General features: G+C 62.9%; 19 protein-coding genes and 1 tRNA gene. 8 read left to right on the forward strand and 12 right to left on the reverse strand.

Translation table 11 applies throughout. The annotated features are described in order from the left end of the window. Positions 1-66 precede the first annotated feature (66 nt). The 5 genes from LB532_RS13250 to LB532_RS13270 form a co-directional block, all read right to left on the reverse strand. Positions 67-819 (reverse strand): class I SAM-dependent methyltransferase, encoded by a 753-nt coding sequence (locus tag LB532_RS13250; RefSeq protein WP_181169308.1) that lies wholly within the window; start codon positions 817-819, stop codon positions 67-69. 46 nt (positions 820-865) lie between these two features. Next, complete coding sequence (locus LB532_RS13255; RefSeq protein ID WP_140638689.1) at positions 866-1,891, reverse strand: NAD-dependent epimerase; 1,026 nt, start codon at positions 1,889-1,891, stop codon at positions 866-868. After that, positions 1,891-3,165, reverse strand: a complete 1,275-nt coding sequence (locus LB532_RS13260; protein ID WP_140551007.1) for a nucleotide sugar dehydrogenase — start codon at positions 3,163-3,165, stop codon at positions 1,891-1,893. Before LB532_RS13260 ends, LB532_RS13255 begins: the two co-directional genes overlap by 1 nt. Before the next feature lie 41 nt (positions 3,166-3,206). Continuing rightward, on the reverse strand, positions 3,207-4,529 hold the full coding sequence (locus LB532_RS13265) for a sugar transferase (protein ID WP_140638688.1): 1,323 nt from the start codon (positions 4,527-4,529) through the stop codon (positions 3,207-3,209). A 354-nt stretch (positions 4,530-4,883) separates the two neighbouring features. Continuing rightward, a complete protein-coding gene (locus tag LB532_RS13270) occupies positions 4,884-5,474 on the reverse strand; it encodes a biotin transporter BioY (RefSeq protein WP_140638687.1) in 591 nt (196 codons plus the stop codon). Between the two features lie 117 nt (positions 5,475-5,591). On the opposite strand from LB532_RS13270, the gene LB532_RS13275 reads away from it, so the two are divergent. After that, positions 5,592-6,500, forward strand: coding sequence for an MBL fold metallo-hydrolase (locus tag LB532_RS13275; protein WP_140638686.1), 909 nt, complete (start codon positions 5,592-5,594; stop codon positions 6,498-6,500). 15 nt (positions 6,501-6,515) lie between these two features. Here LB532_RS13275 and LB532_RS13280 read toward each other — a convergent pair whose 3' ends face one another. Continuing rightward, positions 6,516-7,301: a DUF1499 domain-containing protein gene (locus LB532_RS13280; RefSeq protein ID WP_140638685.1), complete on the reverse strand. Its 786-nt coding sequence runs from the start codon at positions 7,299-7,301 to the stop codon at positions 6,516-6,518. A 178-nt stretch (positions 7,302-7,479) separates the two neighbouring features. After that, on the reverse strand, positions 7,480-9,108 hold the full coding sequence (locus LB532_RS13285) for a fatty-acid--CoA ligase (protein WP_140638684.1): 1,629 nt from the start codon (positions 9,106-9,108) through the stop codon (positions 7,480-7,482). A 304-nt stretch (positions 9,109-9,412) separates the two neighbouring features. Between LB532_RS13285 and LB532_RS13290 the strand changes: the two genes are divergently transcribed. Further along, positions 9,413-9,769, forward strand: a complete 357-nt coding sequence (locus LB532_RS13290; RefSeq protein WP_140551013.1) for a hypothetical protein — start codon at positions 9,413-9,415, stop codon at positions 9,767-9,769. Between the two features lie 140 nt (positions 9,770-9,909). After that, the gene (locus LB532_RS13295) at positions 9,910-10,299 is read left to right on the forward strand and encodes a DUF427 domain-containing protein (RefSeq protein ID WP_140551014.1); all 390 of its coding nucleotides are present in this window, start codon (positions 9,910-9,912) and stop codon (positions 10,297-10,299) included. A gap of 34 nt (positions 10,300-10,333) precedes the next feature. Here the strand turns inward: LB532_RS13295 and LB532_RS13300 are convergent, their stop codons facing one another. Both LB532_RS13300 and ppdK read right to left on the reverse strand, forming a co-directional pair. Then, on the reverse strand, positions 10,334-11,074 hold the full coding sequence (locus LB532_RS13300) for a polysaccharide deacetylase family protein (protein WP_140638683.1): 741 nt from the start codon (positions 11,072-11,074) through the stop codon (positions 10,334-10,336). Between the two features lie 143 nt (positions 11,075-11,217). After that, positions 11,218-13,896 (reverse strand): pyruvate, phosphate dikinase, encoded by a 2,679-nt coding sequence (ppdK, locus tag LB532_RS13305; protein WP_140638682.1) that lies wholly within the window; start codon positions 13,894-13,896, stop codon positions 11,218-11,220. Positions 13,897-14,110: 214 nt separating this feature from the next. Between ppdK and LB532_RS13310 the strand changes: the two genes are divergently transcribed. The 3 genes from LB532_RS13310 (at position 14,111) to LB532_RS13320 (ending at position 15,098) form a co-directional block, all read left to right on the forward strand. Continuing rightward, on the forward strand, positions 14,111-14,455 hold the full coding sequence (locus LB532_RS13310; protein ID WP_140638681.1) for a VOC family protein: 345 nt from the start codon (positions 14,111-14,113) through the stop codon (positions 14,453-14,455). 133 nt (positions 14,456-14,588) lie between these two features. Beyond that, positions 14,589-14,663, forward strand: a tRNA-Gln gene (locus LB532_RS13315). A 66-nt stretch (positions 14,664-14,729) separates the two neighbouring features. Beyond that, a complete protein-coding gene (locus tag LB532_RS13320; RefSeq protein WP_140638680.1) occupies positions 14,730-15,098 on the forward strand; it encodes a VanZ family protein in 369 nt (122 codons plus the stop codon). Positions 15,099-15,178: 80 nt separating this feature from the next. Here the strand turns inward: LB532_RS13320 and smc are convergent, their stop codons facing one another. The 3 genes from smc to LB532_RS13335 all read right to left on the reverse strand — a co-directional run bounded on the left by smc (position 15,179) and on the right by LB532_RS13335 (position 20,147). Continuing rightward, positions 15,179-18,637 (reverse strand): chromosome segregation protein SMC, encoded by a 3,459-nt coding sequence (gene smc, locus LB532_RS13325; RefSeq protein WP_140638679.1) that lies wholly within the window; start codon positions 18,635-18,637, stop codon positions 15,179-15,181. 123 nt (positions 18,638-18,760) lie between these two features. After that, positions 18,761-19,504, reverse strand: a complete 744-nt coding sequence (locus tag LB532_RS13330) for a DsbA family protein (protein ID WP_140638678.1) — start codon at positions 19,502-19,504, stop codon at positions 18,761-18,763. A 142-nt stretch (positions 19,505-19,646) separates the two neighbouring features. Next, positions 19,647-20,147: a DUF721 domain-containing protein gene (locus LB532_RS13335; protein WP_140638831.1), complete on the reverse strand. Its 501-nt coding sequence runs from the start codon at positions 20,145-20,147 to the stop codon at positions 19,647-19,649. A gap of 56 nt (positions 20,148-20,203) precedes the next feature. Between LB532_RS13335 and mutY the strand changes: the two genes are divergently transcribed. Together mutY and LB532_RS13345 are read left to right on the forward strand one after the other, a co-directional pair. After that, positions 20,204-21,442, forward strand: coding sequence for an A/G-specific adenine glycosylase (gene mutY, locus LB532_RS13340; RefSeq protein ID WP_140638677.1), 1,239 nt, complete (start codon positions 20,204-20,206; stop codon positions 21,440-21,442). Beyond that, a complete protein-coding gene (locus LB532_RS13345) occupies positions 21,435-22,046 on the forward strand; it encodes an HAD family hydrolase (RefSeq protein ID WP_140638676.1) in 612 nt (203 codons plus the stop codon). Before mutY ends, LB532_RS13345 begins: the two co-directional genes overlap by 8 nt. Positions 22,047-22,110 lie beyond the last annotated feature (64 nt).

The following is a 22,110-nucleotide window of genomic DNA, read 5'->3' on the forward strand; positions in this document are numbered from 1 at the left end:
ACCCGGATACCGGGGAGACAGCCCGTCGCGTTCGGGTCCACCAAAGCGGAGAATATCCTCGGGTGATCAATGTCTTCGCCGAAAGACATAGGCGTAGGTTTCGGCCGCATCCTTCCCGATGAGAAGGGCCGAGAGACCTAGCCAGAGGCGCCAGACCAGGAAGGCCGGCACGAAAGCGTAGAAGTATGAACTCCTCCAGAACAGATGACGCTGGACAAGCTCCAGGCCATTTTGCGCTGCGATCCTTTCCACCTCGCTCGGCAGGCATCTGTCATAGAAGGCCGGGAAGCCGTCGTGCCCCCTACCCTTGTCGGGATAGACCGCAAACAGCAGGCGCCGCTTGATCGCCTCGGGCAAGACCCGATTGAGCCTGGCGAAAACGGCGTTGCGTGAAGGCGAGAAAATGGCGACCGTGCCGCCCGGTCTTACGCAGCTGGCAATGCCGCGAAATGCACCTTCGCCGTCGCGGACGTGCTCCAGGGTGGCCTGGCATATGACCAGATCGGCATCTCCCTTTCCCCTGAACGAGGTAAGATCCGCCTCGATCCGCTCGTCATAGATGTCGCCCGGAGCCTTCGACAGTTCCTTGGCATCGCGGTCCACCCCAACGACAACCAGCCCCAGACGACGCTTCTCGGCCAGACTTACAAGCGGCCTTGCTCCTCCGCCCAGATCATAGACCAGTGCGTTAGGTGTAAAGAGCACCGGTGCGATTTCCGCAGCAAAGGCGTGGTTGCCATCCACGCGCAGCCGTAGCGGCAAGGCTCGGTCCAGACACTCTGAGACCGCCACATTCGTGCGAACAAAGCCCTGCAGCAACGACGCTATCCCGTCATCGATTTCGTGGACAAGACGTGACCTCCCCCTACCTCCGCTCAAAATACGCCTGGTACCATTCGACGAACCGCCCGACGCCCTCCGTCACGGACGTGCCGGGACGATAGCCGACTGCCGCCTGCAGCGCCGAAGTATCGGCAAAAGTGTCAGGCACGTCGCCGGCCTGCAGCGGCAAGAGTTCCACGATGGCCTTGCGGCCAAGCGCGTTCTCAAGCGCCTCGACATAGGCGGTCAGCTTCACCGGGTTGTTGTTGCCGATGTTGAAAATGCGCCACGGCGCGCTGCTCGTCGCAGGATCCGGATGATCGGAATCCCAGGCGGGGTTAGCCGCGGCGGGGCTGTCGCTGGCGCGGATCACGCCTTCGGCGATGTCTTCGACATAGGTGAAGTCGCGTGTGTGATTGCCGTTGTTGAACAGCTTGATCGGCTCGCCGGCCAAGATATTCCTGGTGAACAGGAACAGCGCCATGTCGGGACGTCCCCAAGGGCCGTACACGGTGAAGAAACGCAAGCCCGTGGTCGGCAGCCCGAACAGATGGCTGTAGCTGTGCGCCATCAGCTCGTTGGCGCGCTTGGTTGCGGCATAGAACTGCAGCGGATGGTCGGCCGGGCGATGCTCGGAAAACGGCATGTCGGTATTGGCGCCATAGACGCTCGACGTGCTGGCATAGGTCAGGTGGCCGACACGGCTGTTGCGGCAGGCCTCCAGCATGTTGGCGTAGGCGATAATGTTGCTCTCGACATAGGCGTGCGGGTTTTCAAGGCTGTAGCGGACGCCGGCCTGGGCGGCGAGATGGATCACCCTGTCGAAGGCGTGATCGGCAAAGCAGCCGTCCACCACGTTTCGCTCTGCGAGATTGCCGTGGATGAAATGGTAGCCCGCATTGGTGTTGCGGCTTGCTTCGGCCAAAAGCCGCAGCCGCGCCTGCTTGATCTGCGGATCATAGTAGTCGTTGATGCTGTCTATGCCGACGACCTCGTCGCCGCGTTCGAGCAGCCGCCTGGCGACGTGGTAACCTATGAAGCCGGCAGCGCCGGTGACCAGAACCTTCATCAGAACCGCCCGTCCGTAACATCCCTGGGGAACAGACCCTTGATGTCGTAGACGACACTCGGGTCCTTGCAAAGTGCTCGCAGGCCGGCAACGCCCAGGGTGCGAAACTGCCCGTGCCCGACGGCGACGACAACGCCATCATAACGCGCGGCGGGCATCTCTTTAACGCTCGTTACGCCAAAGGCGCGCGCGCATTCCTGCGCATCGACCCAAGGATCCCAGATATCGATGCCGGCATTGTACTGCCTCAGCTGCGCGACAATGTCGGCGACCTTGGAATTTCGCAGGTCCGGACAGTTTTCCTTGAAGGCTGCGCCCATGACCAGAATCCGGCTGCCAACGACAGGTATGCCCTTACGCATCATAAGACGGGCCGTCTGGTCCGCCGCATGCCGGCCCATGCCGTCGTTGATGCGGCGACCGGCAAGAATCACCTCGGGATGATAGCCGAGTTCCTGAGCCTTGTGGGTGAGATAATAGGGATCGACGCCTATGCAGTGGCCGCCGACGAGACCAGGGCTGAAGCGCAGGAAATTCCATTTGGTGCCGGCCGCTTCCAGCACCTCCGACGTGTCGATGCCCAGTTTGCCGAAGATCAGCGACAATTCGTTCATCAAGGCGATGTTGAGGTCGCGTTGCGTGTTCTCGATGACCTTGGCTGCCTCGGCGACCGCGATGCTCGATGCACGGTGCGTGCCGGCGGGAATGATCGAGGCATAGAGGGCGTCGATGGCGTCCGCCACCTCCGGCGTGGAGCCGCTGGTGACCTTGACGATCGTCTGAAGCCGGTGCTCGCGGTCACCGGGGTTGATGCGCTCAGGACTGTAGCCCAGGAAGAAGTCTTCGTTGTAGCGCAGACCCGAATGTTTCTCGATCAGCGGCGCACACACCTCTTGCGTACAGCCGGGATAGACGGTCGACTCGAAGATCACCACCGCACCTTGGGAGATCACCTCGCCGACCGTGGCGGAGGCCATGACAAGGGGCTTCAGATCCGGCCGGTTGGCCCTGTCGATCGGAGTGGGGACAGTGACGATGAAAATTCCGCAATCCCGCAGATCGGCCTTGTCGCTGGTGAACCGCAGCCGTGTGGCGGCGTCGATTTCATCTCTGCTGGCCTCGAGCGTGTGATCCTCGCCACGCCTCAGCGCATCCACACGCGATTGGCTGATGTCGAAGCCAACGACGTCCCTGATCGCTCCGAGGGCCACCGCCAGCGGCAAACCCACATAGCCAAGCCCGATGACAGCTATTTTCCTGGAGCCGAGGTCCATTTGCTTCCTGTCCGGCAAGCCTTAATCAGCCACGGCCTCCGCTATCGCGCGCCATGGCCGGTAATCATCGTCTTTATGGTTCTGAGGGTGATGAGAACATCAAGCCAAGGCGAGAAGTTCTTTATGTAGTAAAAATCGTAGTGTAATTTCTCCATCACATCGTCGACCGCCGCGACATGACCCTGATTTACTTGCGCCCACCCGCTCACACCCGGCCTGACGATGTGCCGGTAGCGATAGAACGGCAATTCCGCCTCATACCAGTGCGACAGGACGACGGCCTCGGGCCGTGGTCCAATCCAGCTCATTTCGCCGCGCAGGATGTTGATGGCCTGCGGCAGCTCGTCGATCCTGAACTTGCGTAAAAAATGCCCTATCCGGGTGATGCGATCGTCGTCGAGTTTCGTGATCGCCTTGTCCTTGTCGCTGCCAATGCCGGCTTGCTGCCTCATCGAGCGAAATTTGTAGACCGTGTAGATCCGGCCCCTGTAGCCAATGCGGGGCTGGCGAAACAGCACCGGACCCTCCGAGTCCAGCCGGATCAGCAGCGCGATCAGCACCACGAAAGGCGAAAGGGCCACGACCACAACAAGCGCGGAGATCCAGTCGATTGCCTGCTTGATCTTGAGATAGGCCTGGTTCGGATTGAGCGAGCCGAGCGTGTTCTCCGACAGGTGTTCGATCGCGACGCGGCCGGTCAGCGATTCGCTGACCTGCTTGACGTGGTAGACCGGCGTGCCCGAAAGGGCCCGGTCCGCGATGTATCTTTCCCATTCGGCGTCAAGGTCGGCCCGTAGATCGACGACCACGCCATTGGCCCGTTCGATGACGGTGCCGGGCGAGGTGATCCAGAACCAGTGCACTCCCGGCAGTGTCCTTAGGCGCTCTACATCCCCGCCGGGAATGACGACCAGCCGGTACGGGTCGAGATGCCGCGTTATGAGGCTCAGGCCAAAATACCAGAGCGTGGATTGGGTGAAGCTAGCCGCCGCCTGAAACCGGCTGTACTCGAAGCGAAAAAAGAAAATGGTCAGGAAAACAAGCCCGTAGGACAGCACAAATGTCGGCAGTATGTAGCTGGCAGCGGCCACACCGGGGAAATTCCCAATGCGGCGATAGGCAAGGAAGCCTGCTAAATGTGCAATGACCGCGGCGGCGACGGTCACCTGAAGATTGGCGACGTAGACCGCATCGGGTTTGAAGGCAATCCGGATGAGGGCCGGCGCGACGATCGCGAATGTCAGTCCGCCAATAAGTTGAAAGCGAATTCTGAACAGGAAGTGCCGGCTTCCGACAAGAGTTGATGTTGCGACATTCAACTTCTTCCCCCCTCGAAGCTGCCATGTCGGCGATTGCCATTGCAATAATGCGCTTGGCTTGGCCGTTCATTCGCAAAGCGGAATCGGGCCTCTCGCTACTGGCTGTTCGACTCAGTCGAAGATCAAGAGCTACGACACTGTAACGATACCAGCAAGTATCTATTTACACTGTAGCAATCGGCAGGATTTTTTATCAATCGTGCCGCTGAATGCGGTTCAAAAGCTATCGCTAATAGATTGGCTTACTGCCCGTCATCGAGAATGTCTGGACGCATGAAGGTAAATGGATGTTCGTATCTCTGGTGACTGGCTGGCTGCTTGGCCACGACCTGCCAGTCACATCCGTCCGAGCTGGATGAACCAGGTTCTTCCCCGGAATGCCTCGGTGGATCGCTAAATTCAGTTGCGCTTCAGCAGCGACCAGACGGCGGGCACCAGGCTTGCGGCCAGAGCAACCTTGATCAGATCACCGACGATGAACGGCGCGACGCCGAACTGCCAGGATTTTTCCGGACCGATGAGCATCGCCAGCCAGGCAAAACCCATGGCCATCATGACGAACTCGGCAACCAGCATCGCGTTGAAAAGCTTGATGGGATGGCGATCCCAGCCGCGATCGGCGGCCCAGCCGACAATCGCCGCCATGACCACGAAGCCGGCGAGATAGCCGCCGGTCGAGCCGAGCATGTAGGCAATGCCGATTCCCTTTTCCGGCGTGCCCTGGAAGACCGGGAAGCCCATCGCACCCTCGGCCATATAGAGCAGCAAGGTGGCGACGCCGAGACGCAGGCCGAAAGCGGCCCCGATCAGCAGGACGGCAAGCGTCTGCATCGAAATATCGACGGGCCCCAGAACCACCTTGGTCTTGGCCGACAGCGTCAGCAACAGTGTTCCGGCTATAGCCAGGAAAAGCTGCGTTGCCAGCCGCCCCGCGCCATCTTGCGGCAGAGCCAGAGAAACAAGCGGGCGCATTGTCGTTGCAGTTGCCATGGTCTTCCCCATCCGATTGCCGCCATCCGATGATCGCGGTCTTGCGTTTTCCTATATTGGCTTGCGTGCTATGCGGCAATCGGTTTTGCCATTCCCGCAACAGGCATCGACACCGTCATGGCCCTCGAATTCGATACCAGCTTCGATCCCTGCTACGGCCGAGGCGTCAGCGTCGCCCCCGACGTGCAGCGCGTCACGGCCCGAAATCCCAGTCCCTTCACCTTCCACGGCACCAACAGCTACGTCGTCGGACGCGATACGCTGGCAGTGATCGATCCGGGGCCGGATGACGAAGCTCACCTCCGCACCTTGCTCGACGTCATCGCCGGCAGGCCGGTCAGCCACATCTTCGTCAGCCACACCCATCGCGACCATTCCCCTTTGGCGGCACGGCTGAAGCAGGAAACCGGAGCCCAGGTGCTGGCGGAAGGGCCGCACCGGCCGGCAAGGCCATTGCATATTGGCGAGATCAACGCGCTCGATGCCAGCGCCGATACCGCGTTCGTCCCCGATGTCGCGCTGCCGGACGGCGCGCTGGTCGCCGGCGACGGCTGGGCGATCCGTACGGTCCTGACCCCCGGCCATACCGCCAACCACGCAGCATTCGCGCTGGAGGGCACCGGCATCCTGTTTTCGGCCGACCATGTCATGGCGTGGGCGACCTCCATCGTCGCGCCGCCGGACGGGGCGATGGCAGACTACATGGCCTCGCTGGACCGGGTGATCGAACGCGGCGACCGCTTGCTGTTGCCCGGCCACGGCGGGCCGGTGACGGCACCGCGCGGCTTCATGCGCGGATTGAAGACGCATCGCAAAATGCGCGAGCGGGCCATATTGGAGCGGGTCAGAGCCGGCGACAGAACGATACCCGCCATGGTCAAGGCGATCTACAGGGACACCGACCCGCGGCTGCATGGCGCCGCCGGATTGTCGGTGCTTGCCCATCTGGAGGATCTGGTGGCCCGCGGCCTGATAGCGACAGACGCCGCGCCGGCCATAGATGGCGTTTTTACGCCCCCCGCATAGGTTCCAGCAGCTAGGCTATTCGGCCGGAGCCGCGCCGACCTGGCCGGCGACTTCCTGGTCCAACTCCGCCAGGAAGTCGGTGATGCGCGCAGCGTTGTCGCCGAGGTCGTGGCGGCCGTAGCGCGAAGCCGACCGCATGTCGACTATGACCGTATCCCCGTCGTCAGTAATGCGGATCGCCACGTCGGCGGGAAGACCCAGCACGAAGCTCCTGGCGACGGCGGTAATCGTCACTTCGCTCTGCCCGGCGAGCTCGGGATAGGGTCCGGTAAGATCCCAATCGCGGCGGTCGAGCACAGTTTCAACGGCAGTGACGACGGTCTCGAACGGGAGGTCGTAGCTGTGCGCGGTGACAAGCGGGTAGCTGTCGGTCTGCAACCGCTGCTCGCCGGGCGTCGGCGGCGAGAGCACGTTCATGTCCTTCGTGCGACCGGTGACGTCGAGTGCCGGCGGTTCGTCAAAATCGGTCGAAATATCTCTGAGCGGCGGAAAGATTGTCGCCCAATAGGCGGCGATGCCATAGGGGGTCAGGACCAGCACTGCCAGCAAGACGCCGACCGTGATGTCGCGGCCGCCGTAGTCACCAAAATTCCACACCCTCGAGAAGGCAAATCCGGCGAACAGCAGCGCCAGTGCCGCCAACAGCGCGACAATAGCCAGCACCCACAGGAACACCGGCGTTTCAACGAGGTTGAAATAATGGCCGACGAACACGGTCAGCAAAAGCACCGCCGAAAAAGCGGCCGTGCGCCGCGACCATCCGGCAGCCTTCGACGTTCGCCGTTCGGAAATGCTGACCATGTTTCTCTGCGTTATCCCAAGCCGAACGAAGACTTAGCGCATGGCCAACAAAATCGGAATCCATTTTCGAAAGAGATCATGCGCCGCCCGTTGCAATGCTGTCGTGCCCCGCCTGAAAGGTGTGCGGCGCAGCGCTGTCCTCTCACGACGGCATCAGGCCGAGACACGCATTATGGTATCAATCCGTCGGCAAGCGATAGTCGCTGAATTGCTGGCGCAGGGTGATCTTCTGGATTTTGCCGGTGGCGGTGTGCGGAATTTCGCCGACGAAAGCGACATCGTCGGGCATCCACCATTTGGCGACCTTGCCGTCGAGGAAAGCAAGGATATCGGTTTTGGTTGGTTCCTTGCCCGGCTTGCGGACCACAACCAGCAACGGCCGCTCGCCCCATTTCGAATGAGGGACGCCAATGGCGGCTGCCTCGGCGACATCGGGATGACCGACGGCCAGATTCTCCAGGTCGATGGTCGAAATCCATTCGCCGCCGGATTTGATGACGTCCTTGGCGCGATCGGTGATCTGCATATAGCCGCCAGCGTCGATGTGGGCGACATCCCCGGTATCGAACCAGCCGTCTTCATCGAACTGCTCCGAGCCGGCGCCGCCGTAATAGGCGCTGGCCACCGCCGGGCCGCGCACCTTCAGCCGCCCGAATGTCTTGCCGTCCCAAGGCAGCGCGTTGCCGTCGTCGTCCGTCACCTTCATCTCGACGCCGAAGGGCGGGTAACCCTGCTTGCCCTGGACATCGAGTCGGGCGTCGCCCTGAAGGCTTGCATAGTCCGGCTTCAGCGTACACAGCGTGCCGAGCGGCGACATTTCGGTCATGCCCCAGGCGTGGACGACCTGAACATCGTAATTGTCCTGGAATTTCTTGGTGATGATCCGCGGGCATGACGAGCCGCCGATGACGACCTTGTTCAGGTAGGGCAGCTTCCTGCCGGTCTCCTCCAGATATTGCAGCAGCATCATCCAGACGGTCGGCACGGCGGCACTGAAGGTCACTTTCTCGGTGTCGAGCAATTCATAGATCGAGGCGCCGTCCATCTTGCAGCCTGGCATGACCAGCTTGGCGCCGATCATCGGCGCGCTCTGGCCGAGGCCCCAGGCATTGGCGTGGAACATCGGAACCACCGGCAGGATCGTGTCGCGCGAAGACAGGCCCATCGCGTCGGGCATGGCGGCGATCATGGCGTGCAGCACGTTCGAGCGGTGACTGTAGACGACGCCCTTCGGATCGCCCGTGGTTCCCGACGTATAGCACATGCCGGCGGCGGTGCCTTCGTCGAAGCTCTTCCAGGCGAAATCGCCATCGGCCTCGTCGAGCCATTCTTCGTAGGCAACGGCGTTGGGCAGCGTGGTCTGCGGCAGATGCGCCCTGTCGGTCAGCACGATCACCTGTTTTAGGGACTTGACCGCGCCGGCGATCTTCTCGAGCAAAGGGAGGAAAGTCAGGTCGACAAAGACCGCCTTGTCTTCGGCATGGTTCATGATCCAGACGATCTGCTCGGGAAACAGCCGCGGATTGAGCGTGTGATAGATCGCGCCGATGCCCATGATGCCGTACCAGGCCTCGATATGGCGCGCCGTGTTCCAGGCCAGCGTCGCAATGCGGTCGCCCAGCCGATAGCCGTCACGCTCCAGCCGCTGCGAGACCTTCAGGGCACGACGATGAATGCTGGCGTAGGTTGTGCGCACGATCGGACCTTCGATCGAGCGCGATACGATCTCTCGCCCGCCATGCTGCCGCTCTGCGTTGTCGATAAGCTTATGGCAAAGAAGCGGCCATTCCTGCATCATCCCCAGCATTCGTTCCTCCCTTGCGCTTCTCGCTTTTGTTCCCATTGTGAAGCGAACCGGTGGATTGTCCAGCCACCGCCGGGTGGCGAACGAAGTCCGGATGCCGGTCGCGCAGGCAAGCGATCGAATCGCGTCTTTCTTGGAGTCCGAATGCCTGGCGCTCATGCCATCGGACCGGCGGCCTTGAAATCCATTATATCAGAGAAGGCTAAATTACTCGACCAAGAGGGGAATCCGCCACAATCCGGCCATCGTCGGCATTAAGTTTCGTTAATGGGCAAAGGGGTGCGATTGGCGACTGAAAGAGGTTCGCATGGACACGCAGCTCGACGATAAGGCACTGGAAAGTACGCTTGCCGAAAGCCTGGGCGATCTGGTGCCGGACACAAAGACTGTTTCCGAAGACGAATTTGTTGAAGTTGTCGGCGGTGCGCTCGAAGCGGTGGGCGGCACGCTGCTGTTCAAGATGTGCGTTCAGAGCGAAGGAGAAGGTGAGCACGTCGCCGCGGCATCCGTGGGCGATGGGGGCAATCGTCAATTCCTGCTGCTCACCCTGCCGACCGGCGGCGGCCACTTGAAAGTCGAGACCGCGTCAAGGAGCAGCAATCCGGTGGCCGGTATTGCGGCCGCCTATGCCGGCCTGATGGACGCGTTCAGAACCGCGGCCTGAGCCTCGCCGGACAAGGTCATCGCTAAAAATGCCGTCGGCAGCCCCCACGGCTGGAGATCGATTGCGGAATTGCTGGCGACAGTCGCCCTTGCGCAAACCACCTCGTCGACACACTTAAAGTTGAGACGAGGAGAAACAGCATGGACAAGATCGCCAATCCGGCACCCGGCTTCCGGCGCAATCCCGATAAGGTCATCACCGTCGAACCGTATAAGGGCACCGTCACCGTTCGTGCGGGCGACACGGTTATCGCCTCATCGACGAACGCCAAGGTGCTGACGGAAGCGCCCTATCCGGCCGCCTTTTACATCCCGTTCGCAGACATCGATTTCAGCAAGCTGAGCGGCACGCAATCCTCCACCCATTGTCCCTACAAGGGCGACGCGAGCTACTGGAGCGTGCTGCCTGCCGGCGAGGCAGGCAAGGATGCGATGTGGGCCTATGAGCAGCCCTTCGACGAAATGGCTGAAATCCGCAATCACGGCGCATTCTACGCAAGCAAGGTCAGCATCGAAGCCAAGCCAGGCTGAACGGACCAACGAGGAAGGCCAGACGTCCTGCCGATCAGTCGGTGGTGCCGTTATTGCCGAAGCCGTCGGCATCGTCGAGCCGCACGAAGGTCAGTCCCTTCTGCTTGAGCGCCAGCAGGCCCTGCACGACGCCCTCCCCCGCGGCATGGGTCGGCTGGTTGATATGGGCGATGATGACGTCGCCGTCCTTGGCCGCTTCTATGCGCCTTGTGGTTTCCCTGGCGCCGAGCAGCGAACCGCCGTCGCCATTGATCGAAAAGCCGGCGATCTTGAAGCCCATCTTGCGGATCATGGCGATCGCCGACGGACTATACTCAGCGGTCGCGCCACGAAACCATTTCGGCGCCGGCTCGCCAGTCCCGGCCAAGGCGGCGGCGCCCGACTCGACCTCGGCCAGAACCGCTTGCGGACTGCCGGCGCTGCGTATCCCATAGATCTTCTGCGGCGTGTCGACGGCCGGGATGTGATGGCCGCCATGGTTTTCCAGTTCGAACAGGTCGGGATGCGCCCGCATGATCTCGACGGCGGCGGGGTTCCGCTTCAGCCAGATGCCGGTGACGAAGATGGTCGCAGGTATCCTGTTTTCCACCAGCGCCGAGAGGATGCGGTTGTCGGTCCGTCCGCCGCAGGCGTCCAGGGTCAAGGCAATGCGCCCGGTTCTGCCTGCATCCGGCTTGATGTGCAGGATGGGTTCGACAAGCGATGCGGCATGGCCGCTGGACACCACGGCCAATGACATGGCGACAATGCAGAGATTTTTTTGCAGCGGGCGCATCAAATCCAATTCCAGTCGGGCGTTTCACGCAGGCATCCCAAGACCCGCATGAAGGCGGAAATCGGGAGCTGGATAGCAGAAGCAGCAGACGCGACAATCTGGCCGTTTTGCGGCAGTTCCTCGTTCCGATCGGCGGCAAGCGCTCAGCTGCGACCCGCCTTCGCCGCCTGAACGGCCGCCTGCGCGGCCGCCAGCCTGGCGATCGGCACGCGGTAAGGCGAACAGGACACATAATCCAGTCCGACCTCCTCGCAGAAGCGGATCGAGGCCGGATCGCCGCCATGCTCGCCGCAAATGCCGAGTTTGATCCGTGGCCGCGTCGCCCTGCCCTTTTCGGCAGCCATGCGCACCAGTTCGCCGACGCCGTGGATGTCCAGCGAGACGAACGGATCCTGTTCGATGATGCCTTTCTGGCGATAGGTCTCCAGGAACGAGGCCGCGTCATCGCGCGAGATGCCGAATGTCGTCTGGGTCAGGTCGTTGGTGCCGAAAGAGAAGAACTCGGCCGATTCAGCTATGACATGGGCCCGGATCGCCGCGCGGGGTAGCTCAATCATGGTTCCAGTCAGGTAATCGATCTTGACGCCGCTTTCGTCCATGACGCTCTTGGCCACCGCATCGATGCGCGCCTTGACGTAGTCGAGTTCCTTCACAAGCCCGACCAGCGGCACCATGATCTCGGGTACCACCAGCGCGCCGGCCTTGCGGCCGGCCTCGACGGCGGCCTCGAAAATGGCACGCGCCTGCATCTCGGCGATCTCGGGATAGGATACCGCAAGCCGGCAGCCGCGATGGCCGAGCATCGGGTTGAATTCGTGCAGCGCCTCGGTGCGCTGCCTGAGCTTGTCCGGCGCAACATTCATCGCCGCCGCGACTTCGGCTATTTCAGCCTCGGTCTTGGGCAGGAATTCGTGCAGCGGCGGATCGAGCAGGCGGATGGTCACCGGCAGCCCGGCCATGATCTCGAACAGTTCCAGGAAATCCGCTCGCTGCATCGGCAGCAGCTTGGCAAGCGCGGCGCGCCGGTCCTTTTCGGTGTCGGCCAGGATCATCTCGCGCATGGCGACAATGCGGGCGCCATCGAAGAACATGTGTTCGGTGCGGCACAAGCCTATGCCTTCTGCGCCGAAGGAGCGCGCCATGCGCGCGTCGAGCGGGGTTTCGGCGTTGGTGCGCACTTTCATGCGCCGCACCGCGTCCGCCCATTCCATGATGGCCGCGAAATCGCCGGAAAGCTCGGGCTGCAGCATCGCCACGGCGCCCTTGAGGACCTGCCCGTTGCCGCCGTCGATGGTGATGATGTCGCCCTTGCGGAAGGTCTGCCCCATCGACATCAGCGTAGCCGCCTTATAGTCGACGCGCAGCGAACCGGCGCCCGAAACGCACGGCTTGCCCATGCCGCGCGCCACGACCGCGGCATGGCTGGTCATGCCGCCGCGCGTGGTCAGGATGCCTTCCGCCGCATGCATGCCGTGGATGTCCTCGGGACTGGTCTCGACGCGCACCAGGATAGCCTTGCGTCCTTGCGCCTTGAGATCCTCGGCGTCCACGGAGGAAAAGACGATCTCGCCGGTGGCGGCGCCTGGAGACGCCGGCAGGCCGACGCCGATGACGTCGCGCGCGGCCTTCGGATCGATGGTGGGGTGCAGGAGCTGGTCCAGCGAGGCGGGATCGATGCGGGCGACCGCCTCCTCTTTCGAGATCAGGCCGTCCCTGGCCATCTCGACGGCAATCTTCAGCGCCGCCTTGGCGGTGCGCTTGCCGGACCTCGTCTGCAACATCCACAATTTGCCGCGCTCGATGGTGAATTCGAGGTCCTGCATGTCACGGTAGTGCTTTTCCAGCCTGTCGGAGATGGTGACGAAGGACTGGAAGGCGTCCGGCATTAGTTTCTGCAATGACGGCTTGTCGGAGCCGGCGGCGATGCGGGCCGCCTCGGTGATGTTCTGCGGCGTGCGGATGCCGGCGACGACGTCCTCGCCCTGCGCGTTCACCAGGAACTCGCCATAGAGCTGCTTTTCGCCGGTCGATGGATTGCGGGTGAAGGCGACCCCGGTGGCCGAGGTCTCGCCCATATTGCCGAACACCATGGCCTGGACATTGACCGCCGTGCCCCAGCTTTCAGGAATATCGTGCAGGCGCCTGTAAGTGATGGCGCGGTTGTTCATCCAACTCGAGAACACGGCACCGATGGCACCCCAGAGCTGTTCGTGCGGATCCTGCGGGAACGGCCTGCCGAGCTCCTCTTCGACCTTGGCTTTGTAGAGCGCAATGACGCCTTGCCACTCGATAGCCGTCAGTTCGGTGTCGAGTTCATGGCCGAGGTTGGCCTTCTGATCCTCGAGGATCTCCTCGAACACCTCGTGGTCGAGCCCCATGACGACATCGGAATACATCTGGATGAAGCGCCGGTAGCTGTCATAGGCAAAGCGCGCATCGCCGGAATCGGCGGCCAGCGCCTCGACGGTTTCGTCGTTGAGGCCGAGATTGAGCACGGTGTCCATCATGCCAGGCATCGAGGCGCGGGCGCCGGAGCGCACCGACACAAGCAGGAGTTTCGACGGATCGCCGAAACGGCGGCCGGTGAGCCGGCCGATATGGTCCAGCGCCACGGCGACATCAGCCTCGAGTCCCGCCGGATAGGTGCGGCCGTTGGCATAGTAGGCGTTGCAGACCTCCGACGTGATGGTGAAGCCCGGCGGCACCGGCAGGCCAAGGCTACACATCTCGGCCAGATTGGCACCCTTGCCGCCCAACAGATTCTTGTCGCCGGCCCGGCCTTCGGCCGCACCATCGCCAAAGGTGAAAACCCACTTGGTCATGCTTTGCTCTCCGGTTGCAGGAGATTGGAAAGATTGACGAAACGGAAAGCCCCGCCATATCCCGACTTTGGACGGATATGATGCTGCAATGCGAAAGGCAAGGCGTCGGCAAAGCCGTTTGGCCGCTACAATCGATTAAGCAAAAGCTGCGGCAAAAGGACTTGCCAGTGCAACGGTCCAAGACTAGAACATACAGGGAACGAAGAGGTGCCCCATGAAGCTTACCGGAAAACTCGACTATCTGGAACTGCCGGCAACCGGCGCGACGCTGGACAGTGTGAAAGCCTTCTACAGCGCCGCCTTCGCCTGGTCGTTCACCGACTATGGACCGACCTATTCGGCCTTTAGCGAGGGACTGGACGGCGGTTTCCAGGCCGACAGCCGCGACGCCACCGCCAAGCCGTTGCCGGTGCTCTACTCCCAGGATCTGGAAGAAACACTGGCAGCCGTCGAGAATGCCGGCGGCATAATAATCAAACCGATCTTTTCGTTTCCGGGCGGCAGGCGGTTCCACTTTGCCGACCCGGCTGGAAACGAGATGGCAGTGTGGGGAGAATAGGCGACGCGATCGGCGCATGAGGCGACCATCGCCAACGGAGTCGTGGATCAGCAGGAAAGTCGCAATCTCCAGGCATTGAGCTTTCCACCGGCACAGCCTATAAGGCCGCGCGCAGTCGACGCATGTCAGCTGCTGGGGCGTCGCCAAGTGGTAAGGCATCGGTTTTTGGTACCGACATTCCCAGGTTCGAATCCTGGCGCCCCAGCCAAGCGCACAAGGTCCGTTCCGGACACATAGGTTACGGTTTGTACCGGCGACATGTTGTTGGAGCAGAATGAGAATCTATCCCGTCGCCGAGCGGATTGCCTTTGTCGTCACGCTCGTGGCCGTCCTCGTTCTCGCGCTGCTGCCGGTACATCGCCTCAAGCAATTCGGGATCGATGTCGGTTTCCACTATGACAAGCTCAATCACGCCAGCGCATTCGCTGTGCTGGCTTTCCTGGGCAGCCTCGGCTGGCCGCGGCACAAGCCGGCGCTGATCGTCTTCCTCGCTTTTGTCGGTGCTGCCATCGAAGTCCTCCAGGGCACCACGGCGATAGGCCGCGATTTCGACGTGCTCGACTGGGTTGCCGATTGCGTTGGCATGGCATGCGGTCTATTGGCCGCAATCTGTGGGACCTGGATCGTGCAACGCGCAAGGTAAGAAGAAGTCGAACCGCCTGCCTTGCCAAGCGAACGACGACGCTCAAGATCAGGCTTCAGCATGGCACGTTGAAGGTGAAGTCAGCTTGCCTCGCGCATGGCTTCGGCTGCCTGCAGATCGACCGAAACGAGCTGGCTGACGCCCTGCTCGGCCATGGTCACCCCGAACAGCCGGTCCATGCGCGCCATGGTGATCGGATTGTGGGTGATGATGACGAAGCGCGTCTCGGTGGTCTTGGCCATCTCGTCCATCAGATTGCAGAAGCGTTCGACATTGTGATCGTCGAGCGGCGCATCGACTTCGTCGAGCACGCAGATCGGCGCCGGGTTGGTGAGGAACACGGCGAAGATCAGCGACATCGCCGTCAGCGCCTGCTCGCCACCGGACAGCAGCGTCATGGTTTGCGGCTTCTTGCCGGGCGGACGGGCAAGGATTTCAAGCCCTGCCTCGAGCGGATCCTCGGATTCGATGAGCTGCAATTCGGCCGTGCCGCCGCCGAAGAGATGCGAGAACAGCCGCTGGAAATGGCCGTTGACCACGTCGAAGGCGGCGAGCAGTCGCTCGCGGCCTTCGCGGTTGAGGCTCTGGATCGCTTGCCTGAGCTTACGGATCGCCTCGATGATGTCCTCGCGCTCCGAGACGATGGTCTCCAGCCGGTCCGAAAGCTCTTTCTGCTCTTCCTCGGCGCGCAGGTTGACGGCGCCGAGCCGCTCGCGCTCGATCTTCAGCCTGTCCAACTGGCGCTCGATCTCGGCCATTTCGGGCATCGGATCGTCGGCTTCCAGCCCGGTATGGCGGATCACCAGATGTGGCGGAGCGTTCAGCGTCTCCTGGATGCGCGCCTCGACCTCCAGCCGGCGCTCGTCGGCCGCGGTCAAGCGCTCCTCGGTGCGGACACGGGTCTCGCGCGCCTCGGCCAGCGACTGGATGGCGCCGGTGGCCGCCTTGTCCAGTTCGGCCTGCCTGTTCTCCGCTTCCTGCAAACGGTCGGCTGCCGCCTTGCGCAAGGTCTCGGCTTCGGTGAGCTGTGACAGCAAGGCGCGCCGCTTGGCATCGATCTCGTCGGGAGCGTCGGCCAATCTCTCGCGTTCGGCCTCGGCCTCCGCCTTGCGTTCGCCCAGCGAGGCGATCTGCGTCGAAGCGTTCTCGGCGCGCTCCAGCCAGTTGCTGCGCTCGGCGCCGATCGCATCGAGCCGGCGCGAACGCGCCTCGGCCTCCCGCCGCAACCCTTCATGGACGGCACGCGCATCGGCGAGCGTGGCGCGATCGCGGGCGACATTGGCCGAGGATTGCTCGAGCTGTATCTGCAGGTCGCCGAGATCAGGCGCGTCCCGCAGCAGCATTTCCGCCTCGGCAAAGGCGGCCGAAGTTTCTTCATGACTGTCGACAATGCGGGCGCGGGCCTCGTCCAGGGCGGCGCGCCGGCTCGACAATTCGCCGCCGGCCTTTTCGGCTTCGGCCAGCGCGTTGCGGGCGGCGTCCAGCCCGTGCTGGGCGTCGCGTCCGGCCTGACGCGCAGCGCGCTCGGCCTCGCTGGCCTCGCGAAGCGCCTGTTCGGCCTGTGCGAGCACCGCCTCGGCCTCGCGCAGCACAAGCGTCGCCTGCACCGCTTCGGCATCGAGCTCGGCCAGCCGGTTCTTTTGCGCCAGGCGTTGCGCGGCCGCGGTCGGCGCGTCGGCGCTGGCGGTCAGCCCGTCCCACCGCCACAGCGCGCCCTCACGGCTGACCAGCCTCTGGCCGGGCGCGAGCAGCCCTTGCAGGCGGCGTCCGTCGGCGGCTTCGACAATGCCGATCTGCGCCAGCCGGCGGGCAAGCTGCGCCGGGGCACGTACCACGCTGGCCAGGCTCTTGATGCCTTCGGGAAGCGCGGCGTCGCCGGCCTGGATCGCGCTCTCGCCCCAATGCACCGGGGCGCTGCGGTCGAGCGGCACGTCAAGGTCCTCGCCGAGGGCGGCGCCCAAGGCCGTCTCATAGCCGCGCTCGACGCTGATCTGTTCCAGCACGGACGGGAAGAGATCGCCGCTGGCGGCGTTCAGGATCTTGGCCAACGTGCGGGCCTCGGTCTCGATGCGCGCCAGTTCGGCCCTGGCGTCCTGCAATGGCGGGCGGGCAGCATTTTCGGCCGCACGCGCCTCTGCGACCGCCTGTTCGGCGGCAATCGCGCCAGCCTCGCTCTCTTCCAGCCGCGCCAGTGCATCCTCGACCAGAAGCCGCTTCTCTGCCGGGTCGGGCAGGCCCGCGACTTTGGAGAGGATTTCGGACAATTCACGGTCGACATCGGCGAGTTGGCGGGCGAAACGGTCCCGACGCTCGGCGGTCTCGCGCAGCGTCCGCTCGACCTGATTGCGCGAAGCGGCGGCCTCGGCCCGCTCGGCGGTTAGCGCTGCAAGCCTCGCTTCGCTCTGCGAGAGCGTCGCGGCTGCCTGTTCGAAGGCGGCGCGGGTGGTTGCTTCACGCTCGGCCGCGCCGGCATTTTCGGAATTGAGCGCTGCTTCCTCGGCGCGCAGGCGTTCGAGGATATCCGCATTGTCGCGCACCATGCGCTCCTCGCGGGCGATGTCACCGTCGAGCTGCTGCAGCCGGCGCTCGAGTTCCGCCTGGCGAGCGCGGATGCGGCCGGCTTCTTCCTCGATCTGCGATCTGGCGATCGACAGACGCTGGAAGGCCGCGGCCGCCGCAGCTTCGGCATCACGCAAATCGGGCAACCTATGCGCGCCGATGCCTTGCTCCCTGGCGGCGGCCATCTGGGCGGCGGCGCGTTCGCCAACCAGGGCAGTGGCGACGGCCAGCGCCGAACGTGCCTCGCCTTCCTGGGTCTTGGCCAGCATCCAGCGCAGATGGAGCAGCGTCGCCTCGGCCTTGCGGATGTCGGCCGACAGGTTCTTGAAGCGGGAGGCCTGGCGTGCCTGGCGCTTCAGGCTTTCGATCTGGCTTTCCAGCTCGCCAACGACGTCGTCCAGGCGCTCGAGGTTCTGCTCGGCGGCCTTGAGCCTGAGTTCGGCCTCGTGGCGACGCGTATGCAGGCCGGAAATGCCGGCCGCTTCTTCCAGCAGGGCACGCCGCGCCTGGGGCTTGGCCTGGATCAGCTCGCCGATGCGGCCCTGGCCAACCATCGAGGGCGAACGCGCGCCGGTCGACTGATCGGCGAACAGAAGCTGCACGTCCTTGGCGCGCGCTTCCTTGCCGTTGATGCGGTAGAGCGAGCCCGCCTCACGCTCGATGCGGCGCGACACCTGCAATTCGTCGGCATCGTTGAAGGCTGCCGGCGCCGAGCGATCGCTGTTGTCGAGAAACAACGTGACCTCGGCGGTGTTGCGGGCCGGGCGCGTGCCCGAGCCGGAAAAGATCACGTCGTCCATGCCGGACGCGCGCATGTTCTTGTAGGAGCTTTCGCCCATCACCCAGCGCAGCGCCTCGACGAGATTCGACTTGCCGCAGCCATTCGGCCCGACAATGCCCGTCAGGCCGCGTTCGATCACGAACTCGCCTGGTTCGACGAAGGATTTGAAACCGAGGAGGCGAAGGCGCGAAAACTTCATTCACGCCGCCCTGAAAGCGACTTCCGCGAAAGCGCGCCGCGGGTTTGCGGCGGGGCGCACGGCGCGCAGCACAGCCAAAGGCCGCGCATGCCGAAGCGCTGCCGCTTCGGCATTGCCAGGACGTCAGAGCTGAGGGTCGATGATGGCCGACATTTCCTCAATCGACATCGCCCCTTTGTACGTCTTTCCGTTGATGAAGAAGGTCGGCGTCGAGTCGACCTTGAATTCGTCGGCGCCGCGTTTTTGGACCGCCCTCACATCGTCCAGAAGTTTCTGGTCCGTCAAGCAGGCTTCGAAGGACTCCTGTGTAAAACCGGCGAGCTTGGAGATTTGCAGCAGCGCATCCTTGGTATTGGACACGCCCACCCAGTTCGCCTGCTGCTTGAACAGGACATCCACCATCGGGAAGTAGTTGTCCTTGGCGCAGCGCGCCAGCATGAAACCGGCCTCGGCGCTGGGGTCGAACGGGAATTCGCGCAGAATGTAGCGCGCCTTGCCGGTGTCGATGTATTTCTTCTTCAATTCCGGGAAGGTGGTTTCGGCGAAATGCGCGCAATGCGGGCAGGTCATCGAGGCGTATTCGACGATCGTGACCTTGGCGTCGTCCTTGCCGAGTTGCTTGTCGGGTAATGCGCCGGGCTTAAGCAGTTCGGCCATGTCGACGGTGCCTTGAGCCTCCGGCGCCTTGACGGCGGCCGGCGTAGCCGATGTCGCGGGCGCGGCGGGAGCGGCAGGCTTCACATCGGCCGCCTTGGCTTCCTCACCAGAGTCGCTGCATGCCGCAAGCACGGCCACCGCCGGAATGGCGGCCAGCGAAGACAGCAGGTTTCTGCGGGACAAGCTTTTGCCGAACGGAGGACGGTTCATACGAATCACCTGACAGGAGTTGGATTTTGCAACGCAAAGGCACGAAAAGGCGAGAGTTGGCGCGAATTAAGGCATCGCCGCCCCCAATCCAATCGTGAAACTTGAAGCTTATAATCACGAAAGCGAGAGATTGGCGACGGTGCTATGACTTTCTTTGTCCCAGAATAGTGGCGCCGAGCCGCTCCAGCGAGGCACGCAGGCCATCGTCTTCTATCTTGTCGACGATGTGCGAGAGTCTTGATTTTTCCGCCTCGTTGAGAGGCCTGACGGGCGGTTTCGGCCGCGCTTTTTCACTTAGGACCGGCTTCTGCACTATCCTGATGCGGCCGATGGCCGTGAAGCCGAGAAAAGCATTGACGCGATTGATGATCTCGCCGGCCTCGTGCTGCAGATGGAGCGCCGCCATCCCCTCGCAGGCGATCACCAGCACGGCAGGCTCGAACGGGTCGTCTTCATGCAGCCGCCGCGGCCATTGGATCTTTTCAGGGCGCGAATGGCCGGCCAGGCGCGAACCGGCGATCTCTTCCCACGACTGGACCAGGCTGACCGAAATGCCCGCCCGCTTGCGCAGCACCGGGTCCAGGATCGCGGTCGCGAGATCGCTCACCGGAACGGGATTGCCGAAGGGCCTTTTCCCTGCCATGTGCGTTCTCCAGCCACCCACCTCCACTCTTCCCGGCCGAGGCCGACACGAGATCAATGGCACCGCACGAGCAGACCCACAAGACCATATCAGGCGACAGCAGCAAAGCTGCGTCTAGTGACAGCAGCGGAGCTGCGTCCGGAGACAGCGGCAGCGCTGCGTCGGGGGACAGCGGCAGCGCTGCGTCGGGGGACAGCGGCAGAGCCGGGTCCACCGCTTCCCGCCTGCTCGCATGGTACGACGTGCATCATCGCGAGTTGCCGTGGCGCGTGACCCCGCGCGACTATGCCCGTGGCGTGCGGCCCGATCCTTACCGGATTTGGCTGTCGGAGGTCATGCTGCAGCAGACCACGGTTGAAGCCGTGAAGGCCTATTTTCGCGTCTTTGTCGAGAAATGGCCTGATATCGCGGCGCTGGCGGCGGCGCCCGTCGAGGACGTGATGAAAGCCTGGGCAGGGCTCGGCTACTATTCCCGTGCCCGCAACCTCAAGGCCTGCGCCGATCTGGTGGCCGGGCGCGGCGGCCGGTTTCCGGATACGGAAACCGGCTTGAAGGAATTGCCCGGCGTCGGCACCTATACTTCGGCGGCGATCGCGGCGATCGCTTTCGACCGGCCTGCTGCCGTCGTCGACGGCAATGTCGAGCGTGTCGTGACCCGCCTGTTCTCCATTGCCACGCCGCTCAGCGAAGCCAAGGCAGGCATCCGCGCCCATGTCGAGCGCATGGTTCCCGCGACGAGGCCCGGCGATTTCGCCCAGGCGATGATGGACCTCGGCGCCACAATCTGCACCCCGCGCCGGCCGCGCTGCATGCTTTGCCCTCTGCGGGAAGACTGCAGCGCGGTCATTTCAGGCGATCCCGAACAATATCCCGTGCGCCTGCCCAAGGCCGACAAACCGCTGCGGCGCGGCGCTGCCTTCGTCGCCGTGCGAAGCGACGGTGCCATTCTTCTGCGCAAACGCGCCGACAAAGGGCTGCTCGGCGGCATGACGGAAGTGCCGACGACCGGCTGGACGGCGCGGCTGGACGGCGCAACCACAGCCGCCGCCGCACCCTTTCCCGGCGACTGGCGGCAAGCCGGCCGGATCGCGCATGTCTTCACCCATTTTGCGCTCGAGCTTGAAGTCTTCCTAGCCCGAAGCAATGGCGAGACGCCAGCCGGGCATTTCTGGTCGCTGTCATCGGACATTTCTGGCGAAGCGCTGCCCACTGTCATGAAAAAGGCAATCGAGGCTGCGATACCCGGCGCGACGAAAAAGCCGTCACCGAACAGTGCAGAGAGGCCCCATGAGTGAAATCCGCCACATCGTCTTCGACATCGGCAAAGTGCTGATCCACTACGACCCGAACATTCCGTTCAGTCGCCTCATTCCCGATGCCGAGGAGAGAAAGTGGTTCTTCGACAATGTCTGCACGCATGACTGGAACATCGAACAGGACCGCGGCCGGACATGGGAAGAGGCGGAAACGCTGTTGATCGCGGACCACCCCGATCACGCGGAAAACATCCGCAATTTCCGGCGCCACTGGCACGACATGGTGCCGCATGCCTATGAGGACAGCGTCGCTATCATGGTCGGCCTGATCGACAGCGGCCACGACGTCACCATGCTGACCAATTTCGCTGCCGATACGCTGGCCGAAGCACGCCAACGCTTCGACTTTCTCAATCGTCCGCGCGGTGTCACCATTTCGGGCGAAATCGGCAAGATCAAGCCGGATCGCGACATCTACGACCATCACGTCGCCGCGTTCGAGCTCGAACCATCCGCGACGCTGTTCATCGACGACAGCCAGAAGAACGTCGACGGCGCGAAGGCGGCCGGCTGGCAAGCAGTGCTGTTCACCGATGCCAAGACACTTCAAGCGGATCTTGAGCGACTCGGAATCAAGGCGTAATTTGAATCGCTTCCAGCGCTCCGTTGAGACTTTGAATCAACGCCAAGGCGCGGCAGTCGGCAGG

Origin of the sequence: Mesorhizobium sp. ESP-6-2 (genome assembly GCF_020164675.1) — a bacterium.
Classification (GTDB): Bacteria; Pseudomonadota; Alphaproteobacteria; order Rhizobiales; family Rhizobiaceae; genus Mesorhizobium.

Bases quoted from the DNA above. Each gene is read 5' to 3' on its own strand.
- LB532_RS13255 (WP_140638689.1), bottom strand. From the start codon at position 1,891: ATGAAGGTTCTGGTCACCGGCGCTGCCGGCTTCATAGGTTACCACGTC.
- LB532_RS13260 (WP_140551007.1), bottom strand. From the start codon at position 3,165: ATGGACCTCGGCTCCAGGAAAATAGCTGTCATCGGGCTTGGCTATGTG.
- LB532_RS13270 (WP_140638687.1), bottom strand. From the start codon at position 5,474: ATGGCAACTGCAACGACAATGCGCCCGCTTGTTTCTCTGGCTCTGCCG.
- LB532_RS13275 (WP_140638686.1), top strand. From the start codon at position 5,592: ATGGCCCTCGAATTCGATACCAGCTTCGATCCCTGCTACGGCCGAGGC.
- LB532_RS13280 (WP_140638685.1), bottom strand. From the start codon at position 7,301: ATGGTCAGCATTTCCGAACGGCGAACGTCGAAGGCTGCCGGATGGTCG.
- LB532_RS13285 (WP_140638684.1), bottom strand. From the start codon at position 9,108: ATGCTGGGGATGATGCAGGAATGGCCGCTTCTTTGCCATAAGCTTATC.
- LB532_RS13290 (WP_140551013.1), top strand. From the start codon at position 9,413: ATGGACACGCAGCTCGACGATAAGGCACTGGAAAGTACGCTTGCCGAA.
- LB532_RS13295 (WP_140551014.1), top strand. From the start codon at position 9,910: ATGGACAAGATCGCCAATCCGGCACCCGGCTTCCGGCGCAATCCCGAT.
- LB532_RS13300 (WP_140638683.1), bottom strand. From the start codon at position 11,074: ATGCGCCCGCTGCAAAAAAATCTCTGCATTGTCGCCATGTCATTGGCC.
- ppdK (WP_140638682.1), bottom strand. From the start codon at position 13,896: ATGACCAAGTGGGTTTTCACCTTTGGCGATGGTGCGGCCGAAGGCCGG.
- LB532_RS13310 (WP_140638681.1), top strand. From the start codon at position 14,111: ATGAAGCTTACCGGAAAACTCGACTATCTGGAACTGCCGGCAACCGGC.
- LB532_RS13320 (WP_140638680.1), top strand. From the start codon at position 14,730: ATGAGAATCTATCCCGTCGCCGAGCGGATTGCCTTTGTCGTCACGCTC.
- smc (WP_140638679.1), bottom strand. From the start codon at position 18,637: ATGAAGTTTTCGCGCCTTCGCCTCCTCGGTTTCAAATCCTTCGTCGAA.
- LB532_RS13330 (WP_140638678.1), bottom strand. From the start codon at position 19,504: ATGAACCGTCCTCCGTTCGGCAAAAGCTTGTCCCGCAGAAACCTGCTG.
- LB532_RS13335 (WP_140638831.1), bottom strand. From the start codon at position 20,147: ATGGCAGGGAAAAGGCCCTTCGGCAATCCCGTTCCGGTGAGCGATCTC.
- mutY (WP_140638677.1), top strand. From the start codon at position 20,204: ATGGCACCGCACGAGCAGACCCACAAGACCATATCAGGCGACAGCAGC.
- LB532_RS13345 (WP_140638676.1), top strand. From the start codon at position 21,435: ATGAGTGAAATCCGCCACATCGTCTTCGACATCGGCAAAGTGCTGATC.